A 14,601-nucleotide genomic window follows, 5' to 3' on the forward strand; every position below is an offset into this window, starting at 1 on the left:
ACCCCTTACTCTGCTGCCAATTCACCCGCTGGAACCAGAACCGCGTTGCGGGTCTCGTATTCCAGCGTGATCATCTGGCCGGTGTGATCTTCGAAGGACTGGCCGAGGTTGGGCAGCGAGACTTTGATCTCTTTACCACCATCGCCTTCGGTGAAGATGTTGAAGACATTGCCTTCAAATTCTTCATGCTTCACTTGCGCGGTCACGAAATGATTGCCGGTGCTTCCTTCAGGAGCGATAGCAAACGCCTCGGGCCGGACGAACATCATTGCCTCGTCACCCTCTTTCAGCTTGCCCTGATTGGCGGTCGAGATGCGGGCCACCAGATCGCCGGACCGGTTGGTTGCGATCATCGCCTCATTGCCCATGACCTGCTTGATCTTACCACGGAACACATTGTTTTCGCCCACAAAAGAGGCCGCAAAAGCCGTGTTGGGATCGTTGTAGATGGTCTTGCCATCTGCGATCTGGTCGATCACTCCGGCACGCATGACGGCGATATTGTCAGACATGGTCAGCGCTTCACCTTGGTCATGAGTGATATAGATAAAGGTAATGCCGACGCGCTGCTGAATTTCGCGCAACTCCGTCCGCATATGTTGGCGCAGCTTCAGGTCCAGCGCAGAAAGCGGTTCGTCCAACAGCAGAACATCAGGTTCCGCGCACAGCGCGCGCGCGATGGCAACCCGTTGGCGCTGACCACCGGAAAGCTCACTTGGCAGCTTGTCGCCCTGCCCCGGCAGAGCAATCATGTCCAGCAGCTCATCCGCGCGCTTGCGGCGTTCGGCGGCGCTGGCGCCATTGATCTCCATCGAAAAGGTGATGTTCTCCCAGACTTTCATCAAGGGAAACAGCGCGAGGTTCTGAAAGATCAGAGCGGTCGGGCGCTTGTTTGGCCCGATACCGCGCATGTCATTGCCACCGATCAGAACCTTGCCTTCGCTGGGGTCCAAAAACCCCGAAACCGCGCGCAGGATCGTGGTCTTGCCACAACCCGAGGGGCCAAGGAACGAAAAGAAATCGCCCCCGTTGATATTCACATTGGCATCACGTACGGCGACAAAATCACCGAAACGGATCCACAGGTTTTCCAGATCTACTCCGACCCCTGCACTCATCTTAGATATCTCCGACTGGCGCGCGTCGTGCTGGCACGCGGATAGGGCCTGAGGCGACATTGCGACGCTCAGGGGTTAGTCCCTCGCCCAATGGCGAGGGACCAGATGTTACGCAATCAGGCGCTTTTGAACTTGTTGACGAACTCGGTCCGCGTTTCTGCGTACCAGGGTGCTTCGGCCGGCCACGGGTTAAGGTTAGCAAGTGAGTCACCCGGATAGGCTTCTGCAAAGTTCTTCTTGTAGGTGTCACCCGAATACTGGTCGGCACCCAGAACAGGCGAGTTGTAGCCGTGGCTATCAATCGCAACGCCTGCTGGTTTCGCCTGATAGGCAAAATCGATGAAGGCATAAACCTGTTCGACATTCTGTGCACCGGTCGGCATCGAGATACCATCGACCCAGGCCATTGCACCTTCGACCGGTGCCTGATAATGCACAGGCTCACCTGCGGATTTCAACGCCAGCGGCGGTCCGTCCCAGGTCTGGCCAACGACCACACCTTCGTTCAGTAGGCCGTTCTTTTGGGTATCGGCGTCGTTCCAGATCAGTTTGATGCGATCCTTGCGGGCAACGCACCAGTCCGTGATCTGACCCCAGACCTTGCGCATGGTGTCTTCGTCACCATAAGCCGCCCAGACCGAACCAGGCTCCATCTCGCCCGCGCGCTCCATGTAAAGACCAGCGCCCAGCATCATCGAATGCGCGCGGCCCATGGTTTTGCCCGCATTCGCTTCGGACCAGACATCGCCATAAGATGGCGCATCACCTTCCGGCAGCCACAGGTCGGTGCGGTAAGCGATACCTTCCGTTCCCCAGATATGCGGCAGCCAATGCGCACCGCTGTCGCCGAAGTTCCACGCATCCGTACCAATTTGCGCCATCGCCGGGTTCACCAGATCAACCGGCACCTTATTCATGTCGAATGGCTGCAGCAGCTCCAGCGGCTCCCACTGAAGCGAGCGGTTGTTGGTGGGCGACACGATGTCAAAGCCCTGACCTTTGGTGGCCTTCATCTTGTTGATGATTTCTTCGTTCGATCCGATACCGGTATAGTTCACCTTGATTCCGGTCAGCGTTTCAAACTCTTGAATGAAGCTGGGCGGCAGGTAGTCCGACCACATCAGAATGTTGATTTCGCCCGACGATGCAAGCGCAGATTTGCTGTAAAGCGGGGCAGCCAAAGCAGCAGCGCCTGCGCCTTTCAGCACCGTACGTCTGGAAAGATTTTTCCGATCGACCATTTTGTATCTCCCATGGTTAGTCGTTAGATTTTTTTGTTTTGATTGCAGGCCAGAACTTCGCGGCAGAGCTGTCTACTCAAAAGTGACAGTTGGAAATTTCAATAAGTCCAGTTTGCAACCCCGTCCTGCTTCTTTCGCTTCCGAGTATGAAAATACACCGGACGGCCTCACCTTAGGCTGTGATTGTGAAAGCACCAACAAGATACTTATGTGTTGTAAAAAATGAGGGGTATTGCAGCCTTGATAAAGGTCTGGCACTCGCGCGGGCCATCCCACCATCAAGCTGCCCCGACATATAAATCATTGAAAATAAATGGGTAAATACTATAGTCTGATAGCGCTGCGGCCAGATGCCTCAATCTGCACCGATTTTTCGAATCGATTCACGCGAAAAGCGCTCAAGTGTGGTGGCTCACCATATATTGGCAGCTTTAGTGGGCACATGCTTGAAATCGACCGTGAAGTCTCGTGCCGACAACTCGCTCCCATGCGCTCGATCTGGCACTAAAAAAGCGTCGGCACCCCACAAATCAGCGCGCTATCGCGATGCGTTACAAGATCAGGCTGAATGCCGGCGCATCGACACGCCATTGTGGAACAGATGCACCTTGTCCGGCGCCGCCGTTATTGAAACGGACTGACCACGCAGATTACGCTGCACGCCGGGAAGCTTTGCAATGACAGACTCGACCCCCTCGGATTTCTCGAAATAAAGCAATGTCACCTCACCCAACGCCTCGGTGAAGTCTACGGTACCAGTCAAGATCGGAGACTCTTCGGTCAGCACAAAATCTTCGGGACGTACGCCGATATTCACTTCTCGCCCTTCGTCACTGGCCTCAGTCGGGATCGATGAAACTGCAGTGCCCCCTGACGCCAAAGCAATCGTGGTTGTTGCCCCGGTGCCGGTGATCCGCCCAGGAAGCAGGTTCATCGAGGGCGATCCAATGAATTGCGCGACGAATTCATTGTCCGGTGTCTCATACAGCTCCAGCGGCGTACCAACCTGTGCGATACCCTTGTTTGCCAACACAACGATGCGACTGGCCAACGTCATTGCCTCAACCTGATCGTGGGTCACGTAGATCATTGTACTGTCTGGCATCGCCTCTTTCAGACGTGCGATCTCGATCCGGGTGGCCACACGCAGCGCGGCATCAAGGTTCGAAAGCGGCTCGTCAAACAGATAGACCTTTGGGTCGCGCACAATCGCACGGCCAATGGCAACACGTTGGCGCTGACCACCCGACAGGGCCTTGGGCAGACGATCCAGGAACGGTTCAAGCTGCAAGATCTGCGCGGCACGCTCGACCGAGGCATCAATTTCCGACGCGGGCATCTTGGCGATCTTCAAGGCAAAAGCCATGTTTTCGCGCACCGTCATATGCGGATAAAGCGCGTAGCTTTGAAACACCATGGCAATGCCGCGCTGCGCGGGCGGTACATCGTTCATGACCTGCCCTTCAATTTCCAGCGTGCCGCCAGTGATCTTTTCCAGCCCGGCGATCATCCGTAGCAACGTGGATTTCCCGCAACCCGAGGGACCGACAAAAACGATCAGCTCGCCTTGATCGATATCCAGATCGATATGTTTCAGGACATCAATGGGGCCATAGGATTTGGCAACATCCGTCAGTTTGAGTTCAGACATGGTTTACCCCTTTTCCTTGACCATCAGGCAGAATTGCGCTGCATCCAGTGTGATCTGACCTTCGCCCTCGACCGCGCCCAGATCCTGACCAATGGCGTGCCATTGGCCCTGAGGCAGCGAGATTTCCGCAGCCTCCGATCCCAGATTGAAGGCGCAAAACACCTGTTCAGTCTCATTTTCGCGCAGGAATGTGAGGACCGTTCCGGTCTGCTCCATCTGTGTCTGTGCGCCGGTCGCCAGGGCCGGATGCGCGTGGCGCAAAGCAATGGCACGGCGATAATGGTTGAGCATCGAGTGCGGATCAGCTTCTAACCGGTCAACAGCCTGTTCGGCCTGTGCAGCGCTGACCGGCAACCAAGGCTCGCCTGCGCTGAACCCGGATTGCTCATCCTGTGACACCCAGACCATCGGTGTGCGGCAGCCGTCACGTCCTTTGTATTCAGGCCAAAATTCGATTCCATAAGGGTCTTGCAGCTTCTCGAATGGAACATCTGCTTCGTGCAGGCCCAGCTCCTCGCCCTGATACAGGCAGGCCGAACCGCGCAGGCACATCATCAGCACCGCATATTGCCGGGCCGCAGCCTCACTGAGGTCCCAGCGCGACGCATGGCGCGCAACATCGTGGTTCGAAAACGCCCAGCAGGGCCAGGCATCCCGCGCCTTTGCGGATAATTGGTCAAAAACCTGCTTGGCATAGCTTGCCGTCAGCACCCGTTTCTCAAGAAACTCGAACGCGTAGCACATATGCATCCGCTTATCGCCGGTGGTGTATTCTCCCATAATCTCAAGCCCACGCTGCGCGTCGCCGATCTCACCCAGACAGGCACGGCCCTCGTATTCATTCGTCAAGGCGCGCAGGCGTTCCAGAAACGCGATGTTTTCCGGCTGGCTTTTGGAATACAGATGGTTTTGGTGATTATAGGGGTTTACGGCTGGCGCGATCGAGGCATTGCGTTGCTCGATCGAAAGGGCTGGGTTGTCCCGCAGCTCTTTGTCGTGAAAGTAAAAGTTGATCGTATCCAGACGGAAGCCATCAACCCCCATTTCCAACCAGAACCGTGCCATATCCAGCAGGGCATCCTGCACCTCACGGCAATGGAAATTCAAATCGGGCTGTGAACTCAGGAAATTATGCAAGTAATATTGCAGACGGCGAGAATCCCATTGCCAGGCTGAACCGCCAAAGATCGACAGCCAGTTGTTCGGCGGTGTCCCATCGGGCTTGGGGTCGGCCCAGACGAACCAATCGGATTTAGAATTGTCTCGGCTGGCACGGCTTTCACTGAACCAAGGGTGCTGATCCGACGTATGCGACAGGACCAGATCGATCATGACCTTCAGTCCCTTGGCATGCGCCTTGTCCAAAAGCTCCTGAAAATCAGCCAAGGTGCCGAACATCGGGTCCACGTCCCGATAATCACTGACATCATAGCCAAAATCCTTCATCGGAGATTTAAAAAACGGCGATATCCAGATCGCATCCACACCAAGCGACGCGATATAATCGAGCCGTTGCGTGATGCCTTTCAGGTCGCCAATGCCATCGCCATTGCTGTCCTGAAAGCTGCGCGGGTAGATCTGATAGATCACCCCACCGCGCCACCACTCGGACGACACTTTGGTAGCTTTGGAAAGTTCTGTGGTGTTCTGCACGTTCATCAGACGCCTCTATTTGACAGATCCGGCCAGCAGGCCCCGGACCAGGTATTTTTGCATTGCGAAGAAGACAGCCAGCGGAACGGCAATCGAAACAAAGGCCGCCGTGGCAAGAATTTCCCAATTACCGCCGCGTGTGCCCAGCAGCTCGACGATGCGGTTGGTCATCACCGTTGTCTGACCGGATGAGTCGATCAGGAACACTTTGGCAACCAGCAGATCGTTCCATGTCCACAGGAACTGGAAGATCGCAAAGGACGCCAGCGCCGGAAAGCTGAGCGGCAGGATGAGTTTGGTGAAGATCTGGAACTCAGTAGCCCCATCCACCCGCGCATTTTCGATCAGATCGCGTGGCAATCCGGCCATGTAGTTGCGCAACAGGTAGATCGCCAATGGCATCCCAAAACCGGTATGGGCCATCCAAACCCCCAGGTACCCTTTGCCGATCCCGATATTGAGGTGTAGTTTCAGCAGCGGGATCAAAGCCAGCTGCAACGGCACCACCAACAGACCAACAACGGCAGCGATCAACAATGCCCGCCCCGGGAAATCCATCCAAGCCAGCGCGTAAGCCGCAAAGGCCGCAACTAGGATTGGGATGATCGTCGCCGGTATCGTCACCGTCAACGTATTGAAAAACGCCTTAGCCATGCTGTCGGCACTGTTCGCGTTGAACAGAACATGGGCATAATTCTCGGTCGTGAACTCGGGCGGCAAGGTGGTGGTCACAAACACTCGGGGACCGCGATTGCCAGAAAACGCCTCTGTGTTCTCCATCCGGTAGTCGCCGTTGGCCTGAACCGTTATTGTCCCTCCGCGGCGCAGCTCAGCCGTTTCGCCGGGGGCAAAGGCATCGATGGCCCGAGAGTTGACCCCCCATCTGCTGATGTCCGAGGCCTTCTCACCGTCAAAAACATTGCCTTCGATGACATACATCCCGTCGGTTGAGACCTGCGTGTCTGGCCCGGCGGCGCGTAGGGTCAGGTTCTGTTCTGACGGAAACAAAGCCCGCCACCAGCCGCTGCTGGCAATCTGATCCCCCGTTCGGAAAGACGAGATCAACAAGCCCAGCGTTGGGAACACCCAAAGCACGACAAGAAACACCACCGAGGCATGTACAACCCAGCGAAGGGCTGGCCGGGTTCCCGCAATATCGCTCATATCCCCAACCTCCTACTGCATTTCTTTGCGCGCATTGCGCACATTCCAGACCAGGATCGGAGTAACCAGCAACATGATCACCATGGCCGAGGCCGACCCCACGCCCCAGTCATTGGCACGGAACATCTTGTCATACATGTAATTGGCCAGAACCTGCGTCTCCCATTGGCCGTTGGTCATGGCAAAGACGATGTCAAAGACCTTGAGAACGACGATTGTGATGGTGGTCCAGACGACCATGATCGTGGTTTTGATCTGCGGCACTTTGATCTTGAAGAAGATCTGGAACGGGTTGGCCCCGTCCAAAATGGCGGCCTCAATGGTCTCTTCCGGGATACCGCGCAGGGCGGCAGACAGGATCACCATGGCAAAGCCGGTTTGAATCCAGACCAGAACGACCATCAAGAAGAAATTGTTCCAGAACGGAAGCGTCAGCCAGGTGTGCGTCTCGGTGCCACCGAAGAAGATATAAATCGCGTTCAGGACGCCGATCTGATCCTGATCGATGGGCCGCGCATCGTAGACCAGTTTCCAGATCACCGAGGCACCGACGAATGAAATTGCCATCGGCATGAAGATCAGCGATTTGGCGACGTTGCCCCAACGAATGCGGTCGGTCAGCTGCGCAACCAGCAGGCCAAAGGCTGTGGACATGGCCGGAACCACAATCAGCCATAGCATATTGTTGCGCATCGCCTCCCAGAACTTGGGTTCGGCAACCATTTGCACGTAATTGTCGAATCCAGCCCATACATAGCCGCCACCCGCGACGCGATCTGTCAGCGACAGGCGTAGTGTCTCGACAACCGGGTAGGCCAGATAAACACCCAGTGCGAGCAAAGCGGGCAACAGAAACAGCCAGGGCCGGATCATGTTGGCGCGGTTGATATTGCGCCCTGCATTTGGGCCACGCGCTGGAAACAGAAACTTATCCAGCACTTGGTTGGATAGGTAGAAGTAGCCCACACATCCCGACACACCAATGGCGATCGTCAGCAGGCCTTGTATTGCCGGATGCATGCTATCCTCCCTCGCGGCGACAGGCATGGGCACCCCGGCGTGCGGGATGCCCAAAGGGTTGTCAGATTATTTGATGGCGTCCCAGGAGGACTGGATCTCACCCGTGACCTCTTCGGCGGATTTGCCACCGGTATAATCAACCATGCCAGTCCAGAACGTGCCTGCACCGACAGCACCTGGCATCAGGTCCGACCCGTCAAAACGGAATGTGGTCGCGCCCAGCAGGATGTCGCCGAGACCGCGCAGCGTGTCATCCTTGTAAGCTTCGGTGTTGACGCCCTTGTGCGGTGTCAGGAAGCCGGTCTGCGCCATCATGATCTCATGCGCGATAGGTTGTTTGAGGAACTCCATGAACGCGGTTGTCGCGTCGGATGGGTTGCTCACAGCCATTAGCGTACCGCCACCCAGAACCGGGTTGCCCAAGTCCTTGTCAGCAAAGGCTGGCATGTAGAAGAAATCTGCATCCAGACCAAACTCGACATCTTCCGGGAAGAAGGCCGGAACGAAGGACGCTTGACGATGCATGTAGCATTCAGGCGGTGAGGCAAACATGCCCTTGGGACTGTCGCGGAAATCGGTGGAGGCAACTGCACCTGCACCGCCGGAGACTTTGGCATCATCGCGCGCGAACCAACCGAATTCGTCGATTGCAGCGATAACGCGTGGGTCGTTGAACGGAATCTCGTTGGTAACCCATTGGTCATAGACTTCCGGCGGCTGGGTGCGCAGCATCATATCCTCGACCCAGTCGGTCGCAGGCCAACCGGTTGCGGCACCGGACCCCAGACCGATACACCACGGCGTTTCACCATCGGCGACGATCTGTTCAGTCAGAGCCTTAAGCTCTTCCATGGTCGTCGGCACTTCATATCCGGCGTCTTCGAAGTTCTCGGGGTTGTACCAAACCAGAGACTTGACGTTCACATTGTAGAAGAAGCCGTACATCTGGTCGTTGCCATCAGCGTCTTTATAGGTGCCCAGGTCGACCCAGGAATCACCTGCAGCGTAGTTGTCACCAACCCAGGCAGCCATGTCGTCACCCAGCGGGGACAGCTGTCCTTTGGACGCCATGATCGAGGCCAGACCAGGCTGCGGGAATACGGCAACATTGGGGGCCGAACCAGCCTCGGCATCGATGACGATTTGCTGCTCGAAACTGTCCGAGCCGGTATAGATCACATCCGCGCCTGTGGCCGCCTCGAAATAGGCGGTCATGTTGTTGAAGTAGCCATCTTCCGGCGTAAGCCAGGGCCCCGCAACAGTAACAGTCTGGCCGCTCAGGTCCGGCGCTGTTTCCGCCCAGGCATTGTAGCTGTCCCAATTGAACGGGCCTTCGCCCGGCGTGAATGCCAGATCAGCCTGCGCCAATCCGGTCCCCGCACTCAGCGCCAATGCCGCAGCACTGGCGTAAAACGACTTCTTCATGATGTCCTCCCACAGCTTATCAAGCTTTTAGTTGTTCGGGCCCGACCCGATCCGCGACGTACCTGCCACGCGTTCCGACACGAGAATCACGGCAATATAGCTTACTACCGCAATCCAAAGCGCTTTGGATAGATGTAAAGTTGCGCGTTTACGGATCAAAGTCAACGATTCCGAATACTCTTGGATTTATCACTCAATAATCTTTACTTTTATGGCTCTTTTTATGAGTATGGCGAAACACAACAGATGAGTTCAAAGAATTCAAAGCGCTTGCAGTATATGAGCACCTTATGACGCTAAAAGAACTTTCGGATATGCTTGGGTTGTCGCCGACCACTGTCAGTCGCGCCCTGAACGGCTATCCGGAAGTGAATGAAACCACTCGCGCGCGCGTTCAGGCAGCAGCGACCAAACATGGTTATCGGCCAAACAGCCGCGCCAAAGGGTTGGCGACGGGCAAATCCATGGTCATCGGCCATGTGATCCCCAGCTCGTCTCAGCACGAGATGGTGAACCCCATCTTTGGAGATTTCGTCGCGGGTGCCGTGAAAACATACGCCGAGCATGGCTATGACATGATGTTCACCAACGCCGATGACACCTCGATCGAAGAGGCCTATCGCAGCCTGTTCCAGCGCGGTGCAGTTGATGGCGTGGTGCTCCAGGGCCCAAAGGTGAATGAGCACCGTATTGCCGTTCTCAGCAAAATGTCAGTTCCGTTCATTGTACATGGCCGCTCGACCGGTGTTGACCTGCCCTATGACTGGATTGATGTGAACAACAAAAGCTCGTTCCTGCGGGCGACCCAATTCCTGCTGGATCTGGGCCATCGGCGAATCGCATTGATCAACGGCCTTGAAGACATGGATTTCGCCCAGCGCCGCCGTGATGGCTATCTTGCTGCACTGGCGCAGGCAGGGATCGCACCTGAACCTAATCTGATGCGCAGCGCCGAGATGACCGAAGTCTATGGTCACCACGAAACACGCACGATGCTTGCCCTTGATGATCCACCAACCGCAATCCTGATTTCTTCGATGATTTCTGCTATCGGCGTTCGGCGCGCGATTGACGAAGCGGGCTTGCAAATGGGGCGCGATGTATCCGTCATCGCCCATGACGATGACCTGTCCTATCTTAAGAACGGGCAAGATGTTCCGATCTTCACCGCCACCCGCTCCTCTGTTCGCAAGGCCGGGGAGATAGCGGCCAATATGCTGATCGAACGCATCAAATCCCCGGATGCGCCGACCAAAACTAGATTGCTGGAAGCTGAACTGGTAGTAGGCAGATCAACAGGCCCGGCGCCCAACAGGTACTAGCAATGAAATATACTCGTTCTGACTTTCCCAAAGACTTCCTCTTTGGTGTGGCAACCTCTGCTTATCAGATCGAAGGCCACGCCCAAGGCGGGGCTGGTCAGACCCATTGGGATACCTTCGCCGCCTCGCCCGGTAATGTCGTGCGGCAGGAAAACGGTGATCGGGCCTGCGATCATCTGAACAGGTTTCCGGAAGATTTCGATCTCGTGCGCGAGGCTGGTTTCGATTGCTACCGCTTTTCCACCAGCTGGGCTCGGGTGCTGCCCGATGGACGCGGGTCGGTGAACCAATCCGGGCTGGACTATTACGACCGCCTCACCGATGCCTTGCTAGAGCGCAATATCCGCCCCTGTGCCACGCTTTATCACTGGGAATTGCCCTCGGCCCTTGCTGATCTGGGTGGCTGGCGCAACCGTGATATCGCCGGGTGGTTTGCAGATTTCACCGAGATCATCATGGGCCGGATCGGGGATCGCATGTATAGCGTCGCCCCCATCAACGAGCCCTGGTGCGTCAGCTGGCTGAGCCATTTCGAAGGCCACCACGCCCCCGGCATGCGCGATATCCGAGCTGCTGCGCGGGCCATGCATCACGTGCTGCTGGCACATGGTCGCGCCATTCAGGCGATGCGCGGGCTTGGAATGTCCAATCTAGGTGCGGTGTTCAATCTGGAATGGGCCGAACCCGCCGATGACAGCCCCGAGGCCCGCAAGGCAGCGGATCTGTATGATGGGATTTATAACCGGTTCTTTCTGGGCGGTGCGTTCAAGAAAGCTTATCCAGCGAATGTTCTGGAGGGGCTCGCGACTCATTTGCCGACGGGTTGGCAGGACGACTTTGACACCATCGGCGCACCTGTCGATTGGTGCGGGCTGAACTATTACACCCGCAAGCTGATTGCCCCGTCTGATACCGCTTGGCCCAGCCTGAAAGAGGTTCCCGGACCTTTGCCCAAAACCCAGATGGACTGGGAGATCGAACCAGCCGCCCTCACCCGCTTTTTGACCCGAACGGCGCAGGAATACACTGACGACCTTCCCCTATTTGTGACCGAAAACGGCATGGCCAGTCCTAAACGGGATCAGGACGATGATCGGATTAATTACCTAAACCAGCATCTTGCGGCCGTTCAGGATGCATTGGATCAGGGCGTCCCAGTCAAAGGCTATTTTGTCTGGTCTCTGCTCGACAACTACGAATGGGCCTTTGGGTATGAGAAGCGGTTCGGTCTGGTCGATGTGGACTTCGAGACGCTGGAGCGCAAACCCAAAGCCTCATATCTCGCCCTAAAAGCCTCGCTGGCCAAAGGGAACCCTGTTGCCCTGCCACTCGCGCAGCCAGCAGGGTCAGTCCACGAGCATTGGAACCTAGTGGCCGATGTCGGTGGCACCAATACCCGGCTTGGGGTTGTCGAGAACGGTGCGCTGACAGAATTGCGCAAACATCCAACCGGCTCCTTGTCCGACTTACTTAACGCATTTCACAGTTTGCGAGATGACGTCGGAACTGATCCTCAGGCAGTTGTTGCCGCAGGTGCAGGCCCGGTTCAGGCTGGCGTGATTCAACTGACAAACGCAAATCTGGACTTGTCCGAGGCTGAGCTGGCCGAAGCCACCGGTGCCCGGCACACTTATGTCATCAACGACTTCACCGCCGCTGCATGGTCGGTGGCCGAGGTTACGTCCGATGATGTTACCGTCTTGCAGGGGGCGCCCACGCCGCCACTCGGCACGCGGCTGGTGGTCGGACCCGGAACTGGGCTGGGCGTCGGGGCGTTGCTGTATTCCGAAGGGCATTATCACACCGTCTCGGGCGAAGGAGGCCATGTCGGCCTTGCGCCGCGCCACCGGGATGAGGTTGATATCTTTGACGCGGCCCGGCGTATTGCACCCGAATGCTTCTTTGGCGACAGCCTGAGTTTGGAAGCTGAGATGTTCCTCAGCGGCACCGGATTACCGATCTTGTACCGAGCAGTAGCAATGGCGGCGGGTCAAACCAATATCTCCGCGCGCCCGGCGCGGGATATCCTGCAGGATGCGCGATCCGGCACTGATCCACACGCGGTTCAAACCGCATCGCTGTTCACAACGCATCTGGGCGCTTTGCTAGGGGATATGGCTGTCACATTGATGCCAATAGGCGGCGTCTTTCTGGTCGGTGGCGTGGCGGAAAAAAACCGCTGGCTGTTCGGAGACAGTTTTCTGGATGCCTTCAACAATGGTGGCCGGTTCAGCGAGCTGCGGCGCGGAATGGATCTCTATATCTCAGAACAGGTCGAATTTGGCATTGTTGGCGCTAACAACTTCTGCAAAAATGCCCTCATGCGGTAGAACCGCCTGACAATTCTCAATGAAGGAACGCGGGATGATCCTGTGCTGCGGAGAAGCGCTGATCGATATGATCACCGAGCCTACAGTCTCGGGTGCCCAAGGGTATGTACCCCATTCTGGAGGTGCAATTTTCAACACGGCGATCGCGTTGGGGAGATTGGGCGCGCCTGTTGGCATGTTGACCGGCCTGTCGTCCGATATGTTTGGTGAACAATTGGCGGATACGCTGAAAGCGAGCCATGTGGATACCTCCCATGTGATCACCAGCGACCGCCCAACCACTTTGGCGTTTGTGAAACTGGTCGATGGTCATGCATCGTACAACTTCGTTGACGAGAACACCGCCGGGCGCATGCTTCAGCCCGAGGATCTGCCCGACCAACTGCCCGCCATCTCGACCCTGTATCTAGGCGGTATCAGTCTTGCCTGCGAACCCTGCGCCGATGCTTATGCTGCCTTGCTAAGCCATCACGGGACGGATCGAGCGGTGATGTTGGACCCCAACATCCGACCGGGGTTTATCCAGGATCAGACCAGATACCGCACCCGTTTGAATGCCATGATTGCGCAGACCGATATCCTCAAAGTCTCGGATGAAGATCTGGACTGGATCATTCCGGGGCCCGAAACCCATGCCGAGAAAGTGCCTTTGTTGCTGCAAGCCGGTCCCGCGGTTGTGATTGTTACACGTGGGAGCCAGGGGGCTTCGGGTTATCTACGCGATGGCTCGGAAACCACGATACCGGTTAAAGCGGTTCAGGTTGTCGATACGGTGGGGGCGGGCGATACGTTCAACGCTGGCGTGCTGGCGGAACTTCACCGTTCCGGACATCTGACCAAAGCCGGGCTGCGCGATCTGACAAAAGAAAGCCTGCGTGCAGCTTTAGCGTTGGGTGCAGATGTTGCAGCAGTCACCGTATCGCGTGCCGGGGCCAACCCGCCCTGGGCGCACGAGCTCTAGTCCCAAAAAGGGAAGTCACATGAAACGTTCCGACATCAACCACATCAAGACCGATGCACAGGCCTTTATCCAGTCTTTCGGTTTCATCCTGCCCCCCTTTGCCGACTGGTCTCCGGATCAGATGCGCAGCGCCAAGGCCGACACGATCCGCGCCCGGGGACTGGGATGGGACATCACCGACTACGGGCAAGGCAAATTTGATGAGCTTGGCCTGTTCCTGTTCACCCTGCGCAATGGGGATGAGAACGATCTGAGCCAGGGTCGTGGGATGCTTTATGCAGAAAAACTGCTGATCTCGCGCGACAAGCAGCTGTCGCCGATGCATCGTCATATCGTCAAAGCCGAGGATATCATCAACCGGGGCGGCGGCGATCTGGTGATGGAGATCTATGCCTCGAACCCCGATGGCAGCGTAGACCGCGACACACCGGTTGTGGTGCCCAGCGACGGATGCGATATCAGCATCACTCCGGGCGAATTGCTGCGCCTGAAACCCGGCGAAAGCGTGACCCTGATGCCCGGCATCTGGCACGCCTTCTGGGCCGAGCGTGGGGATTGCCTGATCGGCGAGGTCTCAACCGTAAACGACGACCGCACCGATAACGTGTTCGAACAACCCATTCCCCGCTTTGCCACGATCGACGAAGATACCGAGGCCGAGTTCCTGCTGGTTGCGGATTACTGATCTACCCCGAGATTGACCCGAGCCTCTCAGC

11 protein-coding genes and 1 pseudogene are annotated in these 14,601 nt (G+C 56.7%); 5 read left to right on the forward strand and 7 right to left on the reverse strand.

Translation table 11 applies throughout. The features are described from left to right. Positions 1 to 5 precede the first annotated feature (5 nt). From ACR0DH_RS07245 to ACR0DH_RS07275, 7 genes are all read right to left on the reverse strand, one after another. Positions 6 to 1,118, reverse strand: a complete 1,113-nt coding sequence (locus ACR0DH_RS07245) for an ABC transporter ATP-binding protein (protein ID WP_480548000.1) — start codon at positions 1,116 to 1,118, stop codon at positions 6 to 8. A gap of 116 nt (positions 1,119 to 1,234) precedes the next feature. Next, the gene (locus tag ACR0DH_RS07250; RefSeq protein WP_480544024.1) at positions 1,235 to 2,359 is read right to left on the reverse strand and encodes an extracellular solute-binding protein; all 1,125 of its coding nucleotides are present in this window, start codon (positions 2,357 to 2,359) and stop codon (positions 1,235 to 1,237) included. A gap of 559 nt (positions 2,360 to 2,918) precedes the next feature. Continuing rightward, on the reverse strand, positions 2,919 to 4,010 hold the full coding sequence (locus ACR0DH_RS07255) for an ABC transporter ATP-binding protein (RefSeq protein WP_480548001.1): 1,092 nt from the start codon (positions 4,008 to 4,010) through the stop codon (positions 2,919 to 2,921). Positions 4,011 to 4,013: 3 nt separating this feature from the next. After that, complete coding sequence (locus ACR0DH_RS07260; RefSeq protein WP_480548002.1) at positions 4,014 to 5,669, reverse strand: alpha-glucosidase; 1,656 nt, start codon at positions 5,667 to 5,669, stop codon at positions 4,014 to 4,016. Between the two features lie 9 nt (positions 5,670 to 5,678). Then, the gene (locus ACR0DH_RS07265) at positions 5,679 to 6,827 is read right to left on the reverse strand and encodes a carbohydrate ABC transporter permease (protein WP_480548003.1); all 1,149 of its coding nucleotides are present in this window, start codon (positions 6,825 to 6,827) and stop codon (positions 5,679 to 5,681) included. 12 nt (positions 6,828 to 6,839) lie between these two features. Further along, complete coding sequence (locus ACR0DH_RS07270; RefSeq protein WP_480499858.1) at positions 6,840 to 7,847, reverse strand: carbohydrate ABC transporter permease; 1,008 nt, start codon at positions 7,845 to 7,847, stop codon at positions 6,840 to 6,842. Between the two features lie 66 nt (positions 7,848 to 7,913). Then, on the reverse strand, positions 7,914 to 9,272 hold the full coding sequence (locus ACR0DH_RS07275) for an ABC transporter substrate-binding protein (protein ID WP_480548004.1): 1,359 nt from the start codon (positions 9,270 to 9,272) through the stop codon (positions 7,914 to 7,916). A 290-nt stretch (positions 9,273 to 9,562) separates the two neighbouring features. Here ACR0DH_RS07275 and ACR0DH_RS07280 point away from each other — a divergent pair, with 290 nt between their 5' ends. From ACR0DH_RS07280 to ACR0DH_RS07300, 5 genes and pseudogenes are all read left to right on the forward strand, one after another. Beyond that, on the forward strand, positions 9,563 to 10,594 hold the full coding sequence (locus tag ACR0DH_RS07280; RefSeq protein WP_480548005.1) for a LacI family DNA-binding transcriptional regulator: 1,032 nt from the start codon (positions 9,563 to 9,565) through the stop codon (positions 10,592 to 10,594). 2 nt (positions 10,595 to 10,596) lie between these two features. After that, positions 10,597 to 11,901, forward strand: a pseudogene (locus tag ACR0DH_RS07285) (GH1 family beta-glucosidase); the annotation flags it as partial. A 63-nt stretch (positions 11,902 to 11,964) separates the two neighbouring features. After that, positions 11,965 to 12,924, forward strand: a complete 960-nt coding sequence (locus ACR0DH_RS07290) for a glucokinase (protein ID WP_480548361.1) — start codon at positions 11,965 to 11,967, stop codon at positions 12,922 to 12,924. Positions 12,925 to 12,958: 34 nt separating this feature from the next. Beyond that, positions 12,959 to 13,885 carry a carbohydrate kinase family protein gene (locus ACR0DH_RS07295; protein ID WP_480548363.1) on the forward strand — a complete coding sequence of 309 codons (927 nt, stop codon included), beginning with the start codon at positions 12,959 to 12,961 and terminating at the stop codon, positions 13,883 to 13,885. Between the two features lie 19 nt (positions 13,886 to 13,904). Next, positions 13,905 to 14,570, forward strand: coding sequence for a D-lyxose/D-mannose family sugar isomerase (locus ACR0DH_RS07300; protein WP_480852348.1), 666 nt, complete (start codon positions 13,905 to 13,907; stop codon positions 14,568 to 14,570). The last annotated feature ends 31 nt before the right edge of the window (positions 14,571 to 14,601 follow it).

The sequence above is a fragment of the Ruegeria sp. I1 genome, from assembly GCF_056532675.1.